General features: G+C 71.6%; 15 protein-coding genes. 2 read left to right on the top strand and 13 right to left on the bottom strand.

The window, feature by feature from the left end; genetic code table 11:
• The 4 genes from IE178_RS19085 to IE178_RS19070 form a co-directional block, all read right to left on the bottom strand.
• On the bottom strand, positions 1–205 hold a 205-nt coding region (locus tag IE178_RS19085), incomplete at its 3' end, for a flavodoxin-dependent (E)-4-hydroxy-3-methylbut-2-enyl-diphosphate synthase (protein WP_193513140.1).
• Positions 206–398: 193 nt separating this feature from the next.
• The gene (locus tag IE178_RS19080) at positions 399–1,703 is read right to left on the bottom strand and encodes a M50 family metallopeptidase (RefSeq protein ID WP_498370640.1); all 1,305 of its coding nucleotides are present in this window, start codon (positions 1,701–1,703) and stop codon (positions 399–401) included.
• Positions 1,700–2,962 carry a 1-deoxy-D-xylulose-5-phosphate reductoisomerase gene (dxr, locus tag IE178_RS19075; RefSeq protein ID WP_193513139.1) on the bottom strand — a complete coding sequence of 421 codons (1,263 nt, stop codon included), beginning with the start codon at positions 2,960–2,962 and terminating at the stop codon, positions 1,700–1,702. Before dxr ends, IE178_RS19080 begins: the two co-directional genes overlap by 4 nt.
• A 196-nt stretch (positions 2,963–3,158) precedes the next feature.
• Positions 3,159–5,099: an acyl-CoA dehydrogenase family protein gene (locus tag IE178_RS19070; RefSeq protein ID WP_193513138.1), complete on the bottom strand. Its 1,941-nt coding sequence runs from the start codon at positions 5,097–5,099 to the stop codon at positions 3,159–3,161.
• 272 nt (positions 5,100–5,371) lie between these two features.
• On the opposite strand from IE178_RS19070, the gene IE178_RS19065 reads away from it, so the two are divergent.
• Positions 5,372–6,385, top strand: a complete 1,014-nt coding sequence (locus IE178_RS19065) for a LacI family DNA-binding transcriptional regulator (protein ID WP_184764187.1) — start codon at positions 5,372–5,374, stop codon at positions 6,383–6,385.
• A 51-nt stretch (positions 6,386–6,436) separates the two neighbouring features.
• On the opposite strand, the gene IE178_RS19060 is transcribed toward IE178_RS19065, so the two are convergent.
• The 7 genes from IE178_RS19060 to IE178_RS19030 form a co-directional block, all read right to left on the bottom strand.
• A complete protein-coding gene (locus IE178_RS19060; protein WP_184764186.1) occupies positions 6,437–7,150 on the bottom strand; it encodes a glycoside hydrolase family 12 protein in 714 nt (237 codons plus the stop codon).
• A gap of 35 nt (positions 7,151–7,185) precedes the next feature.
• Positions 7,186–9,525, bottom strand: coding sequence for a glycosyl hydrolase family 95 catalytic domain-containing protein (locus IE178_RS19055; RefSeq protein WP_193513137.1), 2,340 nt, complete (start codon positions 9,523–9,525; stop codon positions 7,186–7,188).
• Positions 9,522–11,492 (bottom strand): beta-galactosidase, encoded by a 1,971-nt coding sequence (locus IE178_RS19050; protein ID WP_193513136.1) that lies wholly within the window; start codon positions 11,490–11,492, stop codon positions 9,522–9,524. The genes IE178_RS19055 and IE178_RS19050 overlap by 4 nt, the downstream gene beginning before the upstream one ends.
• A complete protein-coding gene (locus tag IE178_RS19045; RefSeq protein ID WP_193513135.1) occupies positions 11,492–13,693 on the bottom strand; it encodes a sialidase family protein in 2,202 nt (733 codons plus the stop codon). The genes IE178_RS19050 and IE178_RS19045 overlap by 1 nt, the downstream gene beginning before the upstream one ends.
• Before the next feature lie 120 nt (positions 13,694–13,813).
• A complete protein-coding gene (locus IE178_RS19040; protein WP_193513134.1) occupies positions 13,814–14,749 on the bottom strand; it encodes a carbohydrate ABC transporter permease in 936 nt (311 codons plus the stop codon).
• Complete coding sequence (locus IE178_RS19035) at positions 14,746–15,777, bottom strand: ABC transporter permease (RefSeq protein WP_193513133.1); 1,032 nt, start codon at positions 15,775–15,777, stop codon at positions 14,746–14,748. The genes IE178_RS19040 and IE178_RS19035 overlap by 4 nt, the downstream gene beginning before the upstream one ends.
• A gap of 27 nt (positions 15,778–15,804) precedes the next feature.
• Positions 15,805–17,499 (bottom strand): extracellular solute-binding protein, encoded by a 1,695-nt coding sequence (locus IE178_RS19030; RefSeq protein ID WP_193513132.1) that lies wholly within the window; start codon positions 17,497–17,499, stop codon positions 15,805–15,807.
• A 358-nt stretch (positions 17,500–17,857) separates the two neighbouring features.
• Between IE178_RS19030 and IE178_RS19025 the strand changes: the two genes are divergently transcribed.
• A complete protein-coding gene (locus IE178_RS19025) occupies positions 17,858–20,701 on the top strand; it encodes a glycoside hydrolase family 3 C-terminal domain-containing protein (RefSeq protein ID WP_193513131.1) in 2,844 nt (947 codons plus the stop codon).
• Between the two features lie 96 nt (positions 20,702–20,797).
• Here the strand turns inward: IE178_RS19025 and IE178_RS19020 are convergent, their stop codons facing one another.
• Together IE178_RS19020 and IE178_RS19015 are read right to left on the bottom strand one after the other, a co-directional pair.
• Positions 20,798–22,243, bottom strand: a complete 1,446-nt coding sequence (locus IE178_RS19020) for an aldehyde dehydrogenase family protein (RefSeq protein WP_193513130.1) — start codon at positions 22,241–22,243, stop codon at positions 20,798–20,800.
• A 260-nt stretch (positions 22,244–22,503) separates the two neighbouring features.
• Entirely contained in the window at positions 22,504–24,063 is a 1,560-nt protein-coding gene (locus IE178_RS19015) for a PucR family transcriptional regulator (protein ID WP_193513129.1), read from the bottom strand.
• Positions 24,064–24,271: the final 208 nt, after the last annotated feature.

The raw sequence follows: 24,271 nt of genomic DNA, 5'->3' as shown, positions 1-24,271 counted from the left end.
GCACGATCTGGCAGCCGGACGCGGTGAGCTCGGCGATCTGCTGCAGCGTCGCCCCGATGTCGGACGTACGCGTGGTCGTCATCGACTGCACGGACACGGGGGCGTCCCCACCGACCGCCACGGAGCCGACCTGGATCTGCCGGCTTTTCCGGCGCTCGGCGAGCTTGGTCGGAATGGACGGCATGCCGAGAGAAATCGCAGTCATCTGCTGTGCAACCCCAAGTCGTGGATCAAGGTCCGGCTCCCCGTGAGCAGCGGGCTCCGGGCTCCGAGATTACGGCAATGGCCGACGCCCGAGCACATCCCGGTCGTAAACCCGCTCAAAGGACGATGGCCCGGAACGAAAGGGTTCCAGGCCATCGTGTACGGCAGGTGTCGAAGCCCGAGGGCCACCCGGGCTATGAGATCCGCACCGGATTCACCACGTCCGCGATCAGGACGAGGATGGTGAAGCAGACGAAGACCCCGGCCACCACGTAGGCCACCGGCATCAGTTTGGCCACGTCGAAGGGGCCCGGGTCGGGGCGGCGCAGCACCTTGGCGGTGGTGCGGCGCAGCGACTCCCACAGCGCGCCCGCGATGTGTCCGCCGTCGAGCGGCAGCAGCGGAAGCATGTTGAACAGGAACAGGGAGAGGTTGAAGCCCGCGAGCAGCATCACGAACATGGCCAGTTGCTGCGAGGCGGGGATGTCGAGGGTGGCGATCTCGCCGCCGACCCGGGCCGCGCCGACGACGCCCATCGGGGAGTCGGGTTCGCGCGGGCCGTCGCCGAAGGCCGCGTCCCACAGGGCGGGGATCTTGGACGGCAGGGCGGCGAGGGAGTCGACGGCGTCGCCGACCCGGTCGGTCATCCAGACCACGGAGTCGCCGAAGTCCTGTCTGACGACGCCGTTGGCGGCGCTGAAGCCGAGGAAGCCGGCCTTGACGTACTCGCCCTCGACATAGGCGCCGCTCGCGTCCTTCTTGGCGACCTGGTTGGTGGCGATCCGCGCCTGGAGGGTCACCTCCCGGCCGTCGCGGTCGACGACGATCGGCACGGCCTGGCCGGCGCTGTCGCGGATGAGGTCGGAGAGCGTGCCCCAGTCGTCGGTGCGGACGCCGTCGAAGGCGACGATCTTGTCGCCGGCCTTCATGCCGGCGGCCGCGGCCGGGGACTCGGGGTCGGACTTCCTGCACTCGTCGCGGTTCTCGGTCTGCGAGATGACACAGGGCGAGACCGAGCTGACGGTGGTGGTCTGCTGCTGGATGCCGAAGCCCATCAGCACGGTGAGGAACAGCACGACCGCGAGGACGAGGTTCATGAACGGGCCCGCGAACATGACGATGACCCGTTTCCACGGCTTGCGCGTGTAGAACAGGCGCTTGTCGTCCCCGGGCTTGAGCTCCTCGAACGCGGCCGAGCGGGCGTCCTCGATCATGCCCCGCCAGGGGGAGGTGGAACGGGCCTCCAGCCGGCCGTCGGGGCCGGGCGGGAACATGCCGATCATGCGGATGTAGCCGCCGAACGGGATCGCCTTGACGCCGTACTCGGTCTCGCCCTTGTGCCGCGACCACAGGGTCGGGCCGAAGCCGACCATGTACTGCGGTACGCGGATGCCGAACATCTTGGCGGTGGACAGGTGGCCCAGCTCGTGCCAGGCGATCGAGAACAGCAGGCCGGCCGCGAAGACGACTATGCCGAGGATGAACATCAGGGTCGTCATGCACGCGCCTCCGCGCTCGCCGTCCGGACTGTCAGTTCCCGGGCCCTGGTCCGTGCCCAGGTCTCCGCTTCGAGGACGTCCGACACGGTCAGTGAGGTTCCCGTTTCCGGGATGCCGTGCTCCTCGACCACCCGTGTGACCGTCTCCATGATCCCGAGGTACGGCAGGGCGCCGGCGCGGAACGCCTCGACGCACTCCTCGTTCGCGGCATTGAACACCGCCGGGGCGGTGCCCGCGAGCTCGCCCACGTGCCGGGCGAGGTTCACCGAGGGGAACGCCTCGTTGTCGAGGGGGAAGAACTCCCAGGTGGACGCCTTGCTCCAGTCGAAGACCGGGGCGGCGTCGGGGACCCTTTCGGGCCAGCCGAGGCCGATGGCGATGGGCCCGCGCATGTCGGGGGGCGTCGCCTGGGCCAGTGTCGATCCGTCCGTGAACTCAACCATCGAGTGGACATACGACTGCGGGTGCACGACGACCTCAATGCGGTCGAAGGGAATGTCGTACAGCAGGTGCGCCTCGATCACCTCCAGGCCCTTGTTGACCAGGGTCGCGGAGTTGATCGTGATGACCGGGCCCATGGCCCAGGTGGGGTGGGCGAGGGCGTCCTCGACGGTGACGTGCGACAGCTGCTCCCTGGTGCGGCCGCGGAAGGGGCCGCCGGAGGCGGTGACGACGAGCTTGCGGACGTCGGCGCGGGTGCCGGCGGCCAGCGCCTGGAAGAGGGCGGCGTGCTCGGAGTCGACCGGGATGATCTGCCCCGGCTTGGCCAGCGCCTTGACCAGCGGGCCGCCGACGATGAGCGACTCCTTGTTGGCGAGCGCGAGGGTGCGGCCCGCCTCCAGGGCGGCGAGGGTCGGGGCGAGTCCGATGGAGCCGGTGATGCCGTTGAGGACGGTGTGGCAGTCGGAGGCGGCGAGCTCGGTGGCCGCGTCCGGCCCGGCCAGGATCTCGGGCAGCGGCTCCCCCGCGTCGTACTGCGCGGACAGCGCCTCGCGCAACGCCGGTACGACGTCCTCGCGGGCGACGGCGACCGTGCGCACCCGGAGCCGGCGGGCCTGCTCGGCGAGGAGGGCGACCCGGCCGCCGTTGGCGGACAGGCCGGTGACCCGGAAGCGGCCGGGGTTGCGCAGCACGAGGTCGATGGCCTGGGTGCCGATCGACCCGGTGGAGCCGAGGATCACCACGTCCTTCGGGCCGTCTCCCACCACGGGGTCGTACACCAGGTGCGGATCGGCGAGGGGAGCTGGAGCGTCGGTCATGGACCCATTGTGTCGGGTCGCGCCCACTGCCGGGGCCCCGCCCCGTCGGCCCGGACGCGTGTTCTGCCGCACGGAGGGCGGAGGGGGGTGCGGGCGTGGGTTCTCCCGCCCGGAGGCGTGTGTTCTCCCGCACGGAAGGGAGGGGACCGGATGCGGGACCGGTCCCCTCCCATGAGTTCCCATGAGTCCGTGCGGGTCAGCGGATCGGGCGGTGCACGTTGTCGTGGGTGCTCGGGCCCGAGGTGGCGTCCGCGATCCAGGGGCCGTCGTCGGAGGGGTCGATGATGCCCTGCTCCAGCCACTCGTAGCTGCCGGCGAGCACGTTCGTGACGACCTTGCGGTCCAGGTCGTCGGTGTTGGTCCACAGCCGGGCGAAGAGCTCCTCGACACGGATGCGGGCCTGGCGGCAGAAGGCGTCGGCGAGCTGGTACGCCTCGCGGCCGTGGTCACCGCGGCTGCGCAGGAGTTCGGCGCGGACACAGGCGGCGCTCATCGCGAACAGTTCGGCGCCGATGTCGACGATCCGGCTCAGGAAACCCTGCTTGGTCTCCATCCTCCCCTGCCAGCGGGACATGGCGTAGAAGGTGCAGCGGGCCAGCTTGCGGGCGCTGCGCTCGACGTGGCGCAGGTGCGGGGACAGGTCGATGCCGTGCTTGAACTCGCTGTAGGCGCCGGGGAGCTGACCCGGTCCGGCGACCAGTTTGGGCAGCCACTTGGCGTAGAAGACGCCCGCGTTCGCGCCTGCCCTCGCCTTGTCGCCCAGGGACTTGTCGGGGTCGATCAGATCGCCGGCGACCGAGAGGTGGGCGTCGACGGCCTCGCGTGCGATCAGCAGGTGCATGATCTCGGTGGAGCCCTCGAAGATGCGGTTGATCCGCAGGTCGCGCAGGATCTGCTCGGCGGGGACCGCGCGTTCGCCGCGGGCCCGCAGGGAGTCGGCGGTCTCGAAGCCGCGCCCGCCGCGGATCTGGACCAGTTCGTCGGCCATCAGCCAGGCCATCTCCGAGCCGTACAGCTTGGCGAGGGCGGCCTCGATGCGGATGTCGTTGCGGTCCTCGTCGGCCATCTGCGAGGACAGGTCGAGTACGGCCTCCAGGGCGAAGGTGGTCGCCGCGATGAAGGCGATCTTGGAGCCGACGGCCTCGTGCAGCGCCACCGGCTTGCCCCACTGCTCACGGGCCGCCGACCACTCGCGGGCGATCTTCAGGCACCACTTGCCGGAACCCACGCACATCGCGGGCAGGGACAGCCGCCCGGTGTTGAGCGTGGTGAGCGCGATCTTCAGGCCCTGGCCCTCCTCGCCGATCCGGTGCGAGGCGGGGACGCGGACCCGGTGGAAGCGGGTGACGCCGTTCTCCAGGCCGCGCAGGCCCATGAAGGCGTTGCGGTTCTCGACGGTGACGCCCTCGGAGGAGGCCTCCACCACGAACGCGGTGATGCCGCCCCGGTGGCCCTCGGACTTCGGCACCCGCGCCATGACGACGAGGAGGTCGGCGACCACGCCGTTGGTCGTCCACAGCTTCACGCCGTCGAGGACGTACCCGTCGCCCTCCGGGACGGCGGTGGTGGCGAGCCGGGCCGGGTCGGAGCCGACGTCGGGTTCGGTGAGCAGGAAGGCCGAGATGTCGGTGCGGGCGCAGCGCGGGAGGAACGTCTCCTGCTGCTCCCGCGTGCCGAAGAGCTTCAGCGGCTGCGGTACGCCGATCGACTGGTGGGCGGAGAGGAGCGCGCCGATGGCCGGGTTGGCGGAGCCGACCAGGGCGAGGGCCTTGTTGTAGTAGACCTGGGTGAGGCCGAGGCCGCCGTACTTGGTGTCGATCTTCATGCCGAAGGCGCCGAGCTCCTTGAGCCCGGTGATCACCTCGTCGGGGATGCGCGCCTCGCGTTCGATCAGGGCGCCGTCGATCTTCGTCTCGCAGAAGTCGCGGAGTTTGGCGAGGAACTCCTCACCGCGCTGTACGTCCTCGTCGGCGGGGAGCGGGTGGGGGTGGACGAGGTCGAGCCGGAGGCGGCCGAGGAACAGCTCCTTGGCGAAACTGGGCTTGCGCCAGTCCTGTTCCCGGGCCGCCTCGGCGACCCGGCGGGCCTCACGTTCGGTGACGGTGGGCCGGGACGGAGACTCGGGTGCTGCGGACATGAGGCTCACCTCACCGCGAAGAGGATGGTGGCAATACGTAACCGATGGGTGGCTACCCGATCGTATCTACCCGATACGTAGCCACCCCGCCACCCTTCGTGCCGCCGTTCGGCCGATACGGCCGCCCGGCATCCGCAGCGAAAAGGGGGTGTCGAAGCGCTTCGACAGCCTATGGACACTCGTCACCCTGTAGGGCTAGTGTCGAACCACCCTCACTCGCCCTGTACGTTCTGGCGCACTGTCGAAGCGCTTCACACAGCTTGGAGAGCTGGATGGTCACCCTTGCCGAGGTCGCCCAGCACGCCGGAGTCTCGGCGAGCACGGTGAGCTATGTCCTCAGCGGCAAGCGGTCCATCTCCGCGAACACCCGGCAGCGGGTCGAGCGGAGCATCCGCGAGCTCGGGTACCACCCGAACGCCGGGGCCCGCGCCCTGGCCAGCAGCAGGTCCAACATCATCGCGCTGATGATCCCCCTGCGCACGGACATTTATGTGCCGGTGATGATGGAGATCGCCATCGCGGTCGCCACCACGGCCCGCACCCACGGGTACGACGTGCTGCTGCTCACCGGCGAGGAGGGACCGGACGCGGTGCGCCGCGTCGCCGGCAGCGGACTCGCCGACGGCATGATCCTCATGGACGTCGAACTCGACGACGAGCGCCTGCCGTTGCTGCGGGAGACCGATCAGCCGGCGGTGTTGATCGGGATGCCCGCCGACACCACCGGTCTGACCTGCGTCGACCTCGACTTCAAGGCCACCGGCGCGCTGTGTGCGGAACACCTCGCGCAGCGGGGGCACCGCGACATCGCCGTCATCGGCGAGGCGCCGGCCGTCTACGAACGGCACACCGGTTTCGCCGAACGCACCCTCGACGGAGTGCGCACCCGTGCGCGGGAGCTGGGACTGCGACTGCTGCACCGGCCGTGCGAGGGCGGATACGACGCGATGGCGCTGACGCTCGCCCGGATCCTCGACGAACGCCCCGGCACCACCGGCTTCGTCGTGCAGAACGAGTCGGCGCTCGAACCGCTGCTCGCCCTGCTGCGGCAGCGGGGACGGGCCGTGCCCGAGGACGTCTCGGTGGTCGCGGTCTGTCCGGAGCAGGTCGCCGTGCAGGCCTCGGTGCGGCTGACCTCGGTCGCCATCCCCGCGCAGGAGATGGGCCGGCGTGCCGTGGAACAGCTGGTCGCCAAGCTCGACGGGCGGGGCGGCGACGAGGTCGTCCTGCTCGCGCCCGAGCTGACGGTGCGGGCGAGTTCGGGCCCGGCACCCGCCCAGCCGTAGCCAGGGGCCGGTCCCGGGCGGGGCCGGCCCCTGGCGGGGCCGTGCGGCGGATCAGCCGCCGCTGACGGTCAGGTTGTTGGTGCGGAAGTCCAGGCCGCCGGACGACGAGGTGATCTCGTAGCCGAACTGCACGTCACCGATGGTCTCGTTGCCCATCCAGCCCTTGGTGTCCTTGATCCACTTGAGGACCGGGAGGATGTCGACGGTGCCGGAGTTCGAGTCCGAGGTGCGCAGGAACGAGAAGACCTCGTTGGCGCCGTTGTTCCCCTTGTGGACGTTCCAGGTGTGGCCGCCCAGGCTGACCGTGCCCTGCGGGCTGCCGAGCGGGCCCACGGCTCCGTTGTGGTTGACCCAGAGCATGATCTCGTAGTCGTAGTCCGTGTCCCAGATGTCGTACGAGGTGTTGTACGCGCCCGCGGACGGGACGGTGACGTTGTAGCTGCTGGTGAGCGAGGAGAGGGAGGTGATCGGCTTGTTGATCACCTTCTTGGCGTTCGGGTACGACTTGATGCCGCCGGTGTTGGGGTGGTCGGCCCACACACCCCAGTTGGTGCCGGAGTTGGCCCAGACGCACTGGGCGCCGGCGCCGGATCCCCAGATGTTGTTGTAGAGCGTGTAGCCGTTCAGGCTGGTGTTGCCCCACTGGTCGCAGGAGTTCCAGACGGCGGCGTGCGCGGGGGCGGAGGCGAGGCCGACCGTCGCGCCGAGCGCGAGGGCGGGCGCCAGCAGGACCTTGGTGATCCCGCTCAGGGTGCGTGGTGCCATGGCGTTCCTTCCATGGGTGGGGGGTATGTCTCGGGTCACCGCGCCTTCAGCGAGAGGACGCGGTCTTCTCCGGCGACCAGGTCGAGCGGCTCGGCGCCGGCGGAAGTCCTCAGGTCGATGCGGTGGGTTCGGGTCGGCCGCAGCACGGCGGTGGCGCCGTCCGGGGACCAGGTGAGGTCGAGTACGGCGCCGAAGCGGGTGCGCACCCCGCGCAGTCGCCCGCTCGGATACGCCGGGAGGGGCGCGGGGAACAGGACCAGCCGGTCGGGGGTGGACTGCACCAGCGCCTCGATCAGCACGGCGGGCAGGGTGTGGGCGGCGTCGGCGTTGTAGACGTCGCGGCGCGGGTAGTGCGCGCTCATCAGGGAGGCGTGGAAGAAGTCGCCGTCGAGGACCCGGCCGAGCGCGTCGGCGACCCGCTCGCCGTCCCGGAGCCGGGCCGCGATCAGCGCGTGGTGGAGATGGCCGTGCGCGGAGTCGTTCTCGGTGCCGCGCAGTTCCAGGGCGCGGTGTGCGGCGGCGGCCAGGTCCGGGGTGTCGTAGGGGGTGATCTCGTCCAGCGGCCACACGCCGTAGAGGTGGCTGAGGTGGCGGTGGTCGTAGGAGTCCGCCAGGTCCGGCCGGGCCCATTCGGCGAGCGCGCCGTCGGCGTTGATCCGGTGCGGCGGCAGCCGGTCGGCGAGCGCCCGCCAGCGGTCGGCGTGCTCGGGGTGGTACGCGGCGGCGGTCAGCAGGGCGTGCCGGGCCGCGGAGAGGTCCATGGCCGCGTCGACCGCGCCCCAGCTCGCGTTGGCGGGCCGGTTCTCGGGCGAGTAGGAGGGGACGACGACCAGTCGGCCCTCGGTGTCGGTGCGGGTGAGGAAGTCCTCGTAGAAAAGGGCGACTTCGGCGAGCGCGGCGGCGGTGCGCGGGTCGCGTTCGCCGTGGATCTCGTCGTGGTCGACGAGGGGTTTCAGCAGCCAGTCGGCGCCGGCGGTCCACAGGTGGAGGGGGTATTCGCGGCTGAAGTGGTACGTGTGCCCGGACTCGCCGTCGGTGTGTGCGGGCGCGACCACGCCCCGCGTGCCGAACACCGCGCGGGCGTTGTCCCGCCAGTCGGGCAGCTGGCGCCGGATCAGGGCGGCCAGAGCCCCGGTGACCTCGGGGAGGGCCGCGGCCGCGGCACAGGCGGTCTGGAGGTTGAGGTTGGCGTCGTTGGTGAAGGCGCCGGACCAGGCGGTGTCCCAGTCGCCGGTCCACAACCCGGTGAGCCGGGGCGGGAACAGACCGCTGGACGACAGCAGGTGGTAGCGGCCGGCCGCGAAGAGCCGTTCGAGCAGGGCGGCGCTGCGCGGGCGGGTGAGCAACTCCGAGCCGGGGAGCGCGCGTTCGGCCGGGTCGGCGGCCAGGTCCAGGGTGACGCGTTCGTAGGCGGTGCGGTGCGGGGGCAGATGGCGGGCGAGGAGGTCGTCGTAGGGGCGCCGCCCCTGGTGGGGGGCATCGTCGTACGGGCGCGGTCCCCCGGCCAGGACGTCGTCGTACCAGGGTCGCCCGTCGGACGGAACGTCGTACCAGGGTCGCCCCTCGGACGGAACGTCGTCGCCCCAGGGCCGCCCCCCGTCGAGCAGATCGCGCAGGGCGCGGCCCTCCGCGACCACGTCCGCCTCGCCGGTGTGCCGTCGCACCCGGGTGAGCAGCAGCACCGACCGTGCGCCCTCGACCTGCACGCAGGGAGGGGCGAGCACCGTCCGGCCGCCGGTGACGACGGCCAGGGTGACACCGGTGTAGGCGAGGTCGCTTCCCGGGTAACGGGCGCGCAGGCTCAGCAGCGCGCCGTCCGGGGTGAGCACGGCCCCGTGGCCGACACCCAGGCCCGCCGGGGCGCCGGGGAGGCGGTGGTCCAGGGTGATGTCGAGGGTGAGGCCCGGGCCGGTGACGTACTGGACGATCACGTCGTCGGCGCGGGAGACGAAGACCCGGCTGGTCCGGTCGGCGCAGACCGCCTCCGCCACACCGGTGGCGAAGTCGAGGGTGCGGCGATATCCGTGCCGGTCCCGGTCGGTGTGCGGGCGGCGCAGGCGCACCTGGAAGGCCGGGTGGAAGGACCGCACCCACTGGAGCGGGCGACCGTCGGTGAAGCCCTCGGCCGCGGTCAGGTCGCCGGACAGCAGCCGGTCCTGGAGGTCGGACAGTCCGTCGGCCAGCCGGGGCGGCATCCGGTCCCGCTCGTCGCCGTCGCCCGGGCGGACGAGGGTGTGATGGGTGACGACGGTCCGGTCGTCGTTCGGATCGCCGAACACGAGGGCGCCATGGTGGCCGTTGCCGCTGAGGAAGGCGTCCTCCCAGCGGGCGGCCGGCCGTGGCTCCCAGGTTCCGTGGACGGGCATGGAGGTCATGACGTCAGCACCGCCACGCCGTAGCGGTCGAGGGTGACCCGGCCGGTCACGGTCGTGTCCGTCAGCAGGTCGCGGCGGGTGCCCGGAAGGCCGACGGTGACCGGCTCGCGGCCGTGGTTGAGCAGGAACAGCAGCTCGCCCCGGCGCACCGCCTCGACGCCGTCCGGGAGTCCGTCGAGCACCGGCCGGACGCCCGCACCGGCGGCGACGTCGGCCAGCAGCGCGCGCAGCGCCTCCGGTTCGGGGAGCGTCGAGACGTACCAGGCGCGGCCCTTGCGCAGCACAGCGGGCAGTCCGTCCAGTTCCCCGCCCTTGTACGGGAAGGTCTCGTCGGCGGTGCCGTCGGGCTCCAGTTCCTCGGACCACAGGGTGCCGCGCGGGCCGCCCTCGTACTCGGCGCTCTCCCCCGCCTCCAGCGGCCACCACTCGTGCAGGGTGCGGATGCCGAAGAGCTCGCGCAGCCGGGCGTCCATGCCGCCGGGCCGCACCCGGTCGTCCTGGTCGGCGACCGCGGTCAGGAACCCGCAGACGAGGGTGCCGCCACCGCGCACGTACGCCAGGAGGTTGTCGACGGCGGTGTCCGTGAGGAGGTAGAGCTGCGGGACGACGACCAGCCGGTAGCCGGACAGGTCGTGTTCGGGGTGGGCGAAGTCGGTGGTGAGGTGGGCCTGCCACAGCGCGCGGTGCCAGGCGCTCAGGACCTGCGGGTAGTCGACCTCGCGCGACGGACGGGCGTCCTGGTCGCCCGCCCACCAGGAGTGCCAGTCGTGCAGCACGGCGACATCGGCGTGCAGGGGGGCACCGGCGGTGTGCGGGGCGATCCGGGCCAGGTCCGCGCCGAGCCGCTTGACCTCCTGGTACGTACGTCCCTGCTCGCCCGCGTGACCGACCATCCCGGAGTGGAACTTCTCCGCGCCCTGCCGGGACTGGCGCCACTGGAAGTAGCAGACGGCGTCCGCGCCGCGCGCCACGGCCTGGAGGGACCACAGGCGGTTGAGGCCGCGCGGCTTGGGGTGGTTCACGCCGCGCCAGTTGACGGGACCGGCCGCCTGCTCCATGAGCATCCACGGGCCGCGGGCCTGGGAGCGGGTCATGTCCTGGACCAGGGCGCCGTGCTGCGCGCCCAGGGGGTCGCGCGGGTCGGGGTAGAGGTCGACGGAGACGACGTCCTCCTCCTCGGCCCAGCGCCAGGCGTCCTGGCCGGCCCACAGCGGCATGAAGTTGGTGGTGACCGGGAGGTGCGGGGTGTGCCGGCGGACGATGTCGCGTTCGGCGGTGTAACACTCCAGGAGCATGTCGGAGGTGAAGCGCTTGAAGTCCAGCACCTGGGTGGGGTTCTTCAGGTAGTGCGCGTGTCGGGGCGGCAGCACCTCGGCCCAGTCGCCGTAGCCCTGGCTCCAGAAGGCGGTGCCCCAGGCGGTGTTCAGGGCGTCGAGGGCGCCGTAGCGGTGGCGCAGCCAGGCGCGGAAGCGGGCGGCGGCCTCGTCGCCCCAGTCGTAGGTGCAGTACTCGTTGTTGATGTGCCACATCGTGAGGGCCGGGTGGTCGCCGTAGCGGGCGGCCAGGTCCTCGGTGATGGCGGCGGCGTACCGGCGGTAGGTGGCGCTGGAGTGCGAGAAGTGCTGCCGGCCGCCCCACCACTCGGTCCGGCCGTCCTCGTCGCGGGGCAGGGTGTCCGGGTGGAGGTGGCCCATCCAGGGCGGCGGGGAGGCGGTCGGGGTGGCGAGGACGACGCCGACGCCGTTCTCGTGCATCAGGTCCATCAGCCGGTCCAGCCAGCCGAAGTCCCGTTCTCCCGGGTGCGGTTCGAGCTTCGACCAGGAGAAGACGCCGAGGGTGACGGAGTTGACCCCGGCCTCCTTCATCAGGCGGACGTCCTCGTGCCGGATCTCCTCGGGCCACTGCTCGGGGTTGTAGTCGCCGCCGTAGAGGATGCGGCCACGGGTGACGTCGTTCAGGTTCGGCATCAGACGGGCTCCCCGTACTGGATGCCGCGGCCGTTGGTGGCGAGGTAGACCCGGCCGTACACCCGCGGGTCACCGGTGATGGTCTCACCGGTCCAGCCCCACTGGTGGTCGTCGTCGTTGATCCGCACCCAGGTCCTCGCCTCGTCGTCGGAGCGGTACACGGCGGTGATCGCCTCCGTCGAGCCGACCAGGTAGATCGCCGGGTAGGCGGCGCCGTCGGCCGGTTTGCCGAAGCCGAGGGTGTAGGAGGCCCAGCAGCTCTGCGCCTTGGTGAAGGTCCCGCCGCCGTCGGTGGACCGGTAAAGGCCGTTCCACTTGGTGCTCAGCCAGAGGTCGCCGGTGCGGCCGGGCGCCGCGACCAGTTCGAACTGGCTGTCTCCCGAGGGCAGTCCGGTCGCACGTGCGGTGAAGGAACGGCCACTGTCCGTGCTCGCGAGCAGCGTTCCCGTGTCGGTGTCGTAGGCGTAGAGGAGCGTCGGGTCGGCCGGGTCGGCGACCGGCGTGGCCCCCTTCGGGAAGGAGGGGATCTCGGACCAGGTGGTGCCGTTGTCCGCCGAGCGGTGGGCCGGGTACCTGGTGCCGTCCCAGTGCACGAAGGACCACAGCAGCACGCTGCCGTCGGCGTTGGTGGCGATCGGCCCCGGCGCGTCCCTGGCGATGGCGGGCTGGGCCGCGAAGGGCGCCCAGGTCCGCCCGCCGTCGTGGGAGTACGCGCCGTTGCCCTTCTCGCCCCAGCCCGCCCGGACGACGTACGCCACTCTGCCCGCCGCCTGCGCGAGTCCCGTCGCCGACCCGGACACGGGGTTCGTCGCCATGCCGTGCGCCGGGGACGCCGTGAGCCGCTCGTGGTACATCACGCCGATGTCCCGCGATCCGCTGATCAGGTGCGCCCTCCCGGCCGGGGGCGAGATCAGCTGGGTCACGGACGCCTCCTCCAGACCGCGGATCTGCGGCGCCCAGTGGCGCAGGTCCCGGGTGCCGTAGAGGGTGGCGCCGGTGCCGTACACGAGGTGCCGCGCGTCGTACGGGTCGAGGGCGAGCGCCTGGATCCACCAGCCGAACTTGGGCCGGCCCTCGCCCCACTCCAGGTACGGGGTCTCGGAGACGTCGAGGACGGCGGTGTCCTTCAGGGAACGCCAGCTGCGCCCGCCGTCGGTGGACCGGTACAGGGTGTCGACCGCCGCCCAGCGGTTGTTGGTGGAGACGACGACGGTGCCGGGGCGGCGGGCGTCGACGGCGACCCCGCCGTAGCCGAAGGTGTCGGCGGACCCTTCCCCACCCGTCGTCCCCCCGGGCTTCACCGGGGTGACCTCGGTCCAGGCGCCGCTGCCGGTGCGCAGCTTGTGCACGCTGCCGTCCGACTGGCCGTTGGGACCGGGCGCGTCGGCGTACGTCACGTACAGCTCACGGGTGTGCCGGTCGTACGCGGAGCGGATCGGCACGCGCGCGGCGGCGCCGGACGGCTGCCCGGGGACCGCCTCCCACGTGCCGCCGTCGGACGTACGGAACAGGTTCGCGTCGCCGCCGTCGCCCCAGCCGGCGTAGACGGTGCGCCCGGCGGCCACCAGGAGGGTGACGCCCTGACCGGTGGCGGACGGGGTGGCCGGGAAGCCGGCCGCCGGTGCCCAGGTGGCGCCCCGGTCGGTCGACGTGAGCAGTCCGTCGTGCCGGGTGCCCAGCCACAGGGTGTCACTGTCGCGCGGGTCCACGAGCAGCCGCTCACCGGCACCCCGGCCGTCCTCGTTGGCGCCGAGTTTCACGGTGAGGTCGGTGCGCCGCCAGGTGGCGCCCCGGTCGTCCGAGCGCAGGACGGCGCCGTCGCCCGCCCACGACTGGGCGTAGGTGCCGCAGGCGAGGTAGAGCCGGTCCGGGTGGGCGGGGTCGACCGCCATCGCCTCGACGCCGAGCAGATTCCAGTCGTCCCACCCGATGTGGTCCAACAGCGGGATCCAGCGCTCGGTCCGGTCGTCCCAGCGGTAGGCGCCGCCGATGTCGGTACGGGCGTAGGCGAGCCCGCGCACCGAGGGGTGGAAGAGCACGCCGGTGATGAACCCGGTACCGCCGATGACGACGTTGCGCCAGCGGTAGGCGGAGGACCCGACGGCCTCCGCCCGACCGGCGAGGGCGGGAACACCGGCGACAGCGGCAGCGGCAGCCGCTCCGGCAAGAACGGCACGCCGGCTCGGGGAGGACGCGAACATGGCAGGAGACCTCATATCAAGGGGTGAGCGGAGACACCTCGGGGGCGCGGGGAACTGCGCGACCGGCCACAGCGAACGGGCAGCCGGAAGACCACGCGGCTCCCCCGAAACGCAGGGGCGTCAGCCCTTGACCGCGCCCGTGAGCATCCCCTTCTTGAAGTGCTTCTGGACAAAGGGCGACAACACGGCCACCGGCAGCAACGCCATCACCATGACGGCCATCTGCACGGCCAGCCCCGACAACTGCCCCGTCTTGATCGCCTGACCGAGCCCGACCGGAGCCTCCTGCTTCTGCACCAGCTGGATCATGACGTTCTGCAGCGGCAGCATGTCCTGGTCGCTGAGGTACAGGGACGCGTTGAACCAGGCACTCCAGTACCCGACGGCGTAGAACAGCGTGATCACCGCGATCACCGCCCGGGACAGCGGCATGACGATCTGCCACAGGATCCGGACGTCACCGGCCCCGTCGATGCGGGCACTGTCGATCAGTTCCTGCGAGATGTTCATGAAGAATCCGCGCAGGACCAGGATGTTGAAGACGCTGATCGCGCTGGGCAGGATCAGCGCGAGGTAGCTGTCCGTCAGGCCCAGCGACTGCACCAGCAGGTAGGTGGGGATGAGACCGGCGCTGAAGAACATGGTGGCCAGGAGCACCATCAGGATCCAGCGGTGGCCGAGGGAGCCGCTGCGGGACAGGCCGTAGGCGCACAGCACCGACACCGCCATGGAGAACAGCGTGCCGACGGCGGTGACGACGATGCTGATGACCGCGGCGCGGGTGACCTGACCGCCGCTGAGCAGCTCCTGGTAGGCGACGAAGGTGATGCCCTTCGGGATCATCACCAGCCCGCCGGCCTCGTCGATGGTCTTGCGTGAGGACAGGCTGGTGACGACGACGATCCACAGCGGGAAGAGGATGCCCATGCAGGCGAGGAACAGCACCAGCCCCTTGCCGGCGAGTCCGGCCCGCCCGGGCGGCTCCTCCCACGCCGGCCGGGGCGGCGCCGCCCACCGGCCGGAGGTGCGCGCGGGCTTGTCGATCACGGCGCTCACTTCTTGTACACCCCCTGCTCGCCCATGAGATGGGCCACCTTGTTCGCCGCCAGGACCAGGCCGAGGCTGATGACACCCTTGACGAGTCCCGCGGCGGCGGCGTAACCGAAGTCCTGGTTGCGTACGCCGTTCCACCACACGAAGGTGTCCAGCACCTCGGCGGCTCCCGGACCCACGGCGTCCCGTTGCAGCAGAATCTGTTCGAAGCCGACGGTCAGCGCGTCACCGACCCGCAGCACCAGCAGCAGGGCGATCACCGGGCGCAGGGCGGGAAGGGTGACGTGCCACATCCGGCGCCAGCGTCCGGCGCCGTCCATCGCGGCGGCCTCGTACAGGTCGGGGCTGACCGAGGCCAGCGCGGCGAGGAAGACGATGATGCCCCAGCCCGCGTCCTTCCACACGCTCTCCGCGGTGACCAGGAACTTGAAGGTCCCGGGGTCGGTCATGATGTCGAGCCCGTCGTACCCGTGGGCGCGCAGCAGCTGGGACAGGATTCCGGCACCGCCGAAGATCTGCTGGAAGACGGCGATGACCAGCACCCACGAGAAGAAGTGCGGCAGGTAGAGGACGGCCTGCGAGATCGCCCGCACGCGGGGCCTGACCACGCTGTTGATGAGCAGCGCGAGCAGGATGGGGACCGGGAAGTACAGCACCAGCTGGAGGACGAACAGCACCAGTGTGTTGCGCACGGAGTTCCAGAAGGCGGAGTCCTCGAAGATCCGCTGGAAGTTCTCCAGGCCCACCCAGGGGCTGTGCAGGATGGAGACGACCCCGTTGTCACTGATGTAGGGGTCGTACTCCTGGAACGCGACGACGTTGCCGAGGATCGGTACGTAGTTGAAGAGCAGCACCAGCAGCACGGCCGGCAGTGTCATCAGCAGCAGCACGCGGTCGCGTCTGAGCCGCACCCGCAGGCTCGGCTTCCCGGCGGGTCCTTTCCTCGGGGCCCCGGCGGCGCCGTGCGCGGCCGGGGGGTTCTCCTTCGCTTCGGCCTCGGTGTCGGTCCGAGGCACCGTGCTGTGGGACACGGCGGTTCTCCTTGCCTCGGTACCTGGTCAGCCGGCCGCCGGACCGTTCTCGTCGAGGATCTTCCGGTACCAGTCGCGGAGCTCGTCCCCGCCCTTGCTCTTCCAGTCGGAGACGGCCTGCTGCATGTCGCTGATCTTCTTGCGGCCCCGGACGATGTCGTCCTCCAGCTGCTCGAAGTCGTTGGAGAGGCTGGTGTAGCGGGCGGGCTCGGTGATCTGCATGCCGTAGAAGGCCGACTTCTTGGTGAAGCCGCCCATCCGCTGCTGCCACTCCACCTGGCCCCTGGCGACGTCGGGGTAGTCGGGGTGGGCGATGGTCGCGGCCGGGCTCGCGATCATCACGAAGGCGTTCATCACGTCGATGTTGCCCTGGTCGGTCTTGGTGGGCACGCCGTCCTCGACGGTGTAGTGGGTGCCCTCCACGCCGTAGTTGGTGGCCATGTACTCCTTGGTGCCGTACGGCGCGGCGGTGACGTTGGCCACGGCCAGCACGTCACGGATCACGGCCTCCGAGGCCTTCTTGTTGACGAAGGCGAAGATGCCGGCCGGGTTCTTCGCCCACAGCGTGGGATCGCCGCCGTCGTGGCCGAAGATGTCCATGCCCCAGATCTTGAACTCGGGATTCTGCGCGGCCTGTTCGGCGGTGCGGCTCCACCACTGCGAGGAGTCCTGGTTGTAGATCAGGAACTCGCCGGCGGCGAACTTGGGCCCGGGGTCGGTGGCGTTGCTCTTGCCCAGCTCGGCGTCGGGGTGCACGACCCCGGCGGCGAACAGCTTGCGCGTCCACTCCAGGGCCTCGAGGTACTCGTCGGTCTCGATGCGGTAGACCAGCTTGCCGTCGACCTGGTTCCAGCCGAGCGACTTCTCCTCGCCGGACAGGACACCGAAGGCGTTGAAGGCGGTCCACTTCATGTCCAGGCAGGCCCACCGCTTGGCCCTGGCGTTGGTGGCGTCCTTGGCCAGCGCCAGGAACTCGTCGCAGGACCGGGGGACCTCGTAGCCCTCCTTCTCGAAGATGTCCTGGCGGTAGAGCGGCACGATGCCGGTGACGTACGAGGACGGCATGGGCAGGCCGCGCAGCTTGCCGCCGAAGATGGACCGCTGCCATGCGTCGGTGGGGATCGCCGCGAGGTTCGGGTAGTCCTTGACCGCGTCGCCGGACAGGTACGGACCGAGGTCGGCGAACTTGCCGATGACGGCGCTGGGGATCTTGCCCGTCATGTTCCAGCCGGGCACGACCACCACGTCGGGCACGTTGCTGGAGGCGAGGACCGCGCCGAGCTTCTGGTCGTAGGTGTTGCCGTCCTGGTTCTGCCAGACCACGTCGACGCCGATGAGGTCGTTCATCGCCTTGTAGTAGGCGTTGCCGGCCTTGGGCGGGGAGCCCCAGAACGGCGACATGACGGTGACCCTGTTCCCCTTGCCGAGCTTCTCGGGCACCGACGTCTTCAGGTCCGCCAGGTCGAGCTTGCTGGTGAAGCCGACCGCGGAACCGTTCCTGCTGGGGATGTCGGGCGTGACCACATCGCTGGCCACGTACGCCGGCAGCAGCTTCTTGGCGTCCTTGCCCGACGTGGTGCCGTCCCGCGAACCTCCGTCGGATCCACCGCACGCGGCGAGCAGCGGCATTCCTCCCGCCACCGCTGCGGTGGCGACCGCCGTGGAGGCGAGGAAGCTTCTCCGGCTCGGTCCGGAGGAGGTGGAGGCGGCGTTCGGCGTCATTGCGTCAACCCTTCATGGCGCACCGGGACACCCGGCGGTGGCCGTCGGTTGCGGTGTCTTCAGTGGAACTGGCTGAGCCGAAGCGGTCGTTCGGCGGAGGGGGCGCCGCAACGGCGGGCCACGTAGTCGAAGCGCTTCGATGTTGCTGCGAGGTTAAGTGAACACCCAGGGGCACACAAGGGTCGGATCCGAGATTCCTCGGATGTCTGCGCGATCCCGAGGCACGTCCACCACCTAGGGTTCGCTCGAGAGGCGTCCGATCTGATGCGCTCCCGTGCCTTGACACCCGCACCCCCCTCGACTCAGCATCGAAGCGCTTCGAAAGCGCCTCGCCGCTCCATCCCGAGGGGAACCCCACGTGACCGCACAAACGCCGCCTACGCCGCCTTTCCGCGATCCGGACCTGCCGTTCGCGAAGCGCATCGACGACCTTGTGTCGCGGCTGACCCTCGACGAGAAGATCGGATTTCTGCACCAGTTCGGGCCGGCCGTCGAGCGTCTGGGCATCGCCGCCTTCCGCACCGGCCAGGAGGCGCTGCACGGTGTCGCCTGGATGGGGCCGGCGACGGTGTTCCCGCAGGCCGTCGGCCTGGGCGCGACCTGGAACCAGGAGCTGGTGCGCCGGGTGGGCGAGGCGGTGTCCCGGGAGGCCCGCGCGATGCGCGCCCGGGACGAGCGGGTCGGCCTCAACGTGTGGTCGCCGACCGTCAACCTGCTGCGCCACCCGCTGTGGGGCCGCAACGAGGAGGGCTACTCGGAGGACCCGAAGCTCACCTCCGCGATCGCCACCGCCTTCACCCAGGGTCTGCGCGGCGACCATCCGGTGTACTGGCGCACCGCCCCCGTCCTCAAGCACTGGCTGGCGCACAACAACGAGACGGACCGCGACACCTCCTCCAGCTCGGTCCGCCCGCGCGTGCTGCACGAATACGATCTGCGCGCCTTCCGCGACACGGTCGAGGCGGGCACGGCGGCCGGGGTGATGCCGGCGTACAACCTGGTCAACGGCCGCCCCAACCACGTCTCGCCGTATCTGCGCGAGCAGTTGCGCGCCTGGACCGAACAGGACCTGCTGGTCTGCTCGGACGCCGGCGCGCCGTCCAACCTGGTCGACTCCGAGCACTACTTCGACACCCACGAGGAGGCCGTCGCGGCGGCCCTGCGGGCCGGTGTCGACAGCTTCACCGACCACGGCACGGACAGCTCGACGATCATCGGACGTGTCGAGGGCGCGCTGGAGCAGGGCCTGCTGACGGAAGCCGACATCGACACGGCGGTCCGCCGCCAGCTCTCGGTGCGTTTCCGGCTCGGTGAGTTCGATCCGGGTGCGGACCCGTACGCCGGGGAACAGGCCTTCGACACCCCGGAACACCGGGCCCTCGCACAGGAGGCCGCCGAGCAGGCGATCGTCCTGCTCAAGAACGACGACCTGCTGCCGCTCGCCCCGGACACCCGTATCGCGGTCGTCGGACTGCTCGCCGACGAGTGCAAGCTCGACTGGTACAGCGGCAGTCTCATCCACCGCTCCACCCCGCTGGAGGGTCTCTACGAGCGCTTCGGCGCCGAGCGCGTGGAGTTCGCGGAGGGCGTGGACCGCGTGCTGCTGAAGACTGCCGCCGGTACGTTCCTGCACGTTCCGCCCGCGCCCGACGCCCCCGAGACGGCACGCGGCACCGAGGGCGCCCTCGACCCGGCGCTGCTCGCGGGCCGCACCGACCTGCCGCCGCTCACCGCCGAGACGGCCGGCACCGAGCTCGCCCTGGCCGACTGGGGCGAGGGCGTGCTCACCCTGCGCGCCCCCGACGGCCGCTATCTCTCGGTCGCCGAGGACGGGTACGTCCGCGCCTCCGCCGATCAGCCGGGCGGCTGGATCGTGCAGGAGACGTTCCGTCTGGAACCGCACGGGGACGGTCACCTCCTCCGGCACGTGGGGACGGGACGCCATGTGCGGGTCGCCGCCGACGGCGTGAAGGTTGCCGAGGAGAATCCCGAGGTCTTCGAGCTGGTCGTCGCCGAGCGCGGGGAGGACGCGGTGACACGCGCCGCGGGCCGGGCCGACGTGGTCGTGGTGGTCGCGGGCAACGATCCGCACATCAACGGGCGCGAGACCGAGGACCGCACGACGCTGCGGCTGCCCGCCCAGCAGGAGCTGCTGCTGCGCGCGGCCCGCGCCGCCAATCCGAACACGGTGCTGGTGCTGGTCTCCGCCTATCCCTACGCGGTGGATCCGACGGACCTCCCGGCGATGCTCTGGACCGCGCACGGCGGACAGGCCACGGGCACCGCCCTGGCCCGTGTGCTCGCCGGTGACGTCTCCCCCGCCGGCCGGCTGCCGCAGACCTGGTACGCCGACGACGCCGACCTGCCGGACCTCCTCGACTACGACGTGATCGGCAGCCGCCAGACCTACCTGTACTTCGAGGGCACACCGCTGTTCCCCTTCGGGCACGGCCGGTCGTACGCGTCCTTCGCCTACGGGGAGCTGACGGCCCGGGTCGTCGAGTCGGCGGTGCGGGTCTCCTTCACCGTCACCAACACCGGTGGTGTCACCGCGGACGAGGTGCCCCAGCTCTACACCCGGGCCGTGGATCCGTCGGTCCCGCGTCCGCGGCGCGAGCTGCTGGCGCACCGGCGGGTGACGCTGACGCCCGGGGAGACGGCCGAGCTGTCCTTCGTGCTCCCGCTGTCCGCCTTCGCGTTCTGGGACGTCGCGCTCGGCCGGTGGCGCGTGGAGCCGGGCCCGTACGAGCTGCTGGCCGGTGCCTCCAGCGCGGACGTGCGCGTGCGGGCCACCGTCACGCTGGACGGTGAGCCCACCACCCCGCGACCGGTCCTGGGACGCGGCCTGGGCGCCGCGGACTTCGACGAGCAGAGCGGCACCGAGATCGTCGACCTGACCAGGGAGGCGGGCGACGCGGTCACCGCCGTGGCCGGGAAGGACGGTGAGCTCCTCTTCCGCGGCTGCGACTTCGGCGGCGGGGTGACCGGGGTGACGGCGGAGGTGTCCGGCGAGGGCGCGGTCGAGCTGTCCCTCGACGGCGGCCCGGTGCTCGCCCTGCTGTCGCCGCAGGCGCCCACACCGGGACCGTACGACTACGTCACGCTCACCGCGCCCGTCACCGCCGCCGTGGCCGGCGTGCACGACGTGCGCCTTCGACTGCGCGGCCCGCTGCGGGTCGCGCGGGTCGGCTTCTCCGGCTGAGGGTCCGGACGCGGCCGGCGCCAGGAAAGTGCCCGGCACCGGAAGGCATCGGTGCCGGGCACTTTCGGGAGCCTAGATGAAAATGAATCCCATGAGCTAGAGGTGGAGGCCGGTGAGGACCATCACACGCTCGTAGGTGTAGTCGTCCATCGCGAACTTCACGCCCTCGCGGCCCACGCCGGACTGCTTGGCGCCGCCGTACGGCATCTGGTCGGCACGGTAGGAGGGCACGTCGCCGACGACCACACCGCCGACCTCCAGGGCGCGGTGGGCCCGGAAGGCGGTCTGCAGGTCGTGGGTGAACACCCCCGCCTGGAGGCCGTACTTGGAGTCGTTGACGGCGGCGAACGCCGCGGCCTCGCCGTCCACCTTCCGCACGGTCAGGACGGGCCCGAAGACCTCCTCGCAGGAGATCGTCACCTCGTCCGGTACGTCGGTGAGCACGGTCGGCGCGTACGAGGCGCCGTCGCGCTTGCCTCCGGTGAGGAGGGTGGCACCGGCCTCCACGGCCTCCTGCACCCACGCCTCGACGCGCTGCGCGGCGGCCTCGCTGACCAGCGGGCCGACGTCGGTCGCGTCGTCGCCCGGGTCACCGGTGACCTGCGCCTCGACGGCGGCGACGATGCGCGGCAGCAGCCGGTCGTACACGGAGGCGTCGGCGATGACGCGCTGGACGGAGATGCAGGACTGGCCGCCCTGGTAGTTGGAGAAGGTCGCGATGCGCTGTGCGGCCCGGTCCAGGTCCTCGTCGCTCGCCCAGTCGGCGAGGACGACGGCCGCGCCGTTGCCCCCCAGCTCCAGCGTGCAGTGCTTGCGCGGCACCGAGTCCATGATCGCGTAGCCGACCTTCTCGGAGCCGGTGAAGGAGATCACCGGCAGCCGCTCGTCCTGGACGAGCGCGGGCATACGGTCGTTGGGGACCGGGAGGATGCTCCAGGACCCGGCGGGCAGCTCGGTCTCGGCGAGCAGCTCTCCGAGGATCAGCGCGGAGAGCGGGGTGGCGGGCGCCGGCTTCAGGATGATCGGGACGCCGGCGGCGATCGCCGGGGCGATCTTGTGGGCGCACAGGTTCAGCGGGAAGTTGAACGGCGCGATGCCCAGGACGACGCCCTTGGGGAAGCGGCGCGTGAAGGCGAGCCGGCCCTGGCCGCCCGCGTCGGTGTCGAGGCGCTGCGCCTCGCCGCCGTTGAAGCGGCGGGCCTCCTCGGACGCGAAGCGGAACACGGAGACGGCGCGGCCGACCTCGCCGCGGGCCCACTTCATCGGCTTGCCGTTCTCGGCGGAGATCAGCCGGGCGATCTCCTCCGTGCGCTCGGCGAGCCGTCGGCTGACGTGGTCCAGGGCGGCGGCGCGGACGTGGGCGGGGGTGGCGGCGAACTCGTCCCGTACGGCGTACGCGGCGGCCACGGCCTCCTCGACCTGGGCGTCGGAGGGCACGCTCGCGGTGCCGACGACCCGGCCGTCCCAGGGGGAGGTGACGTCGAAGGCGGCCTCGCCGGTGGCCCGGCGGCCGGCGAGCCAGAAGGCGTGGGTGGAAGTCATGTGGAGTCCCGGCCCTTCCGCGTGGGAGGTGTGTGTACGTGGGGTGCTGGGTCCACGGTAGGGCGGGGGGCGCGGGGTGGTGTTTGGCCGAGTTGTAGTGGCAGGGTGGGTGGGTTCGACGGATTGGCGGGGTGGGGCAGGGCCGGAGTCCCGTCGCCCCCGCCGCACCTCCCCCTCCCGTCCAAGGAGGCCGCGCCCCCGGACCCCTCTCCTGCGGGCCTTGAACGGGCCTCGTCCTCGAACGCCGGACGGGCCGGGTGTCACTCCGATGACGTCGCCTTCAGGGCCAGCCACAGCTCCATGCGTACGTCCGGGTCGTCCAGGGAGCGGCCGAGGATCTCCTCGACCCGGCGCATGCGGTAGCGCAGGGTGTGGCGGTGGACGCCGAGATCGGCTGCCGCGGCGTCCCACTGGCCGTGGCGGGAGAGCCAGGCGCGCAGGGAGGCCACGAGGTCACCGCGGCCGGTCGCGTCGTGATCGTGCAGGGCGCGCAGCAGCCCGTCGGCGAACGCCCGGACCGCGTCGTCGGCGAGCAGCGGCAGGACGGACCCGGCGGCCATCCGCTCGTGCTCCACCAGCACCCGCCCGCGCCGCCGGGCCACCGACAGGGCCTGCTCGGCCTGCTTGTAGGCGGCGGACGCGGCGATCGGACCGGCCGGGGCGGACAGCCCGACGACCAGTTCGTCCTCGTCGGCCTTGCGGGCGGCCTCCCGCGCGGCGGCGTGGTCGCAGCAGGCGGCCAGGGCGGCGCCTCCGTCGGCGGCGAGCACGACGAGGCGGTCCTCCCCCTCCGGTACGACCAGGACGGCCTCGCCGGAGCGGGCGGCGGCGGACTCCGCCACCTCGGCGAAGGCGCCGAGGGCGTCACCGGTCGCCTCGCCCCCGGCGGCGACGATGATCCGGAAGGGTGCGTCGAGGAGGCCCCCGTACAGATCCCCGGCCACCGCGCGGGCGTGGTCCGGTTCCCCGGCGAGCAGCATGGCCAGCACGGCGGCGCCGATGCGCTGCTCGGCCGCGTGCAGCGAGCGGGAACGTTCCGTGGTCAGGGTGAGCAGGGCGATGGCGGAGTGGACGGCGTACCGCTCGGCGGTGCCGAGGGCCGCCGCCGTGCCGACGGCGAGCGCCGCGCGGGGGCGCCGGCCGGTGCCGAGGGAGTGCAGCTCGACCCGGTCCTCGCTCTCCTGTCCGGCCACGACCGAGGAGGCGGGCGCGGGCCGGTCCCGCAGCCGGTTCACCTCCGGGGTGAGCCGCGCGGCGCGCCGGGCGGCCCATTCCGGTGCCGTGGCGACGAGGGCGCCCGAGGCGTCGTACAGCGCGGCCCACCCGTCGACCTGGGCGGCGAGCGCGGCCAGCAGCCCCTCGGGGCCGTCGGTGAGCGCCTGTTTGGTGAGTTCCCGCTGGGCGGCGAAACCCGCGGTCACCGCGCGGTACTGGTCGGCGGCGATGGCGGCGGACACGGCCTTGCTGATCGCGAGGAACGGGGTGCGGCGCGGCACCTCCAGCAGCGGCATGCCCTCCTCGCGGGCCGCGTCGACGAGGGCGTCGGGGATGTCGTCGTAGTGGACGCCGACGGCGAATCCGAGGCCGACGACTCCGGCCCCCGACAGCCGCTTCACATAGCGGCGCATCGCCTCCCGGTCCTCCGCGTCGAGCTTGAGCGCGGTGATCAGCAGCAGTTCCCCGCCCTCCATGTAGGGCACGGGGTCGGCGAGCTCACTGGCGTGCGCCCAGCGGACGGGCGCGTCGAGGCGGTCCTCGCCCGCGCGCACGGTCAGTTTGAGCGCGGAGTGGTGGACGAGCGAGGCGAGCGTCGGGGGCATCGGACCTTCAGGTCGGTGAGCGTCGGAAGGGGGGAGGTGGGAGATCCGGCGATCATGGTGATCTTTTGGCCGCCGCGTATGAACGACCTGTGTCGATTCTGCCTCACCGTACGGTCACCGCGTCACCGTATGTCCGCGATGCCCCGCCCACGGCTCGGTCCCGCGGGTCCACGACCCGGTCCCGCGGGTTTCCGCTCAGTCCCGCGGG

Source organism: Streptomyces griseoloalbus (assembly GCA_014650015.1).
Lineage (GTDB): Bacteria > Actinomycetota > Actinomycetes > Streptomycetales > Streptomycetaceae > Streptomyces > Streptomyces griseoloalbus.
Note: the sequence above shows the minus strand (reverse complement) of the source record. Positions and strands in the feature narration are given on the sequence as shown.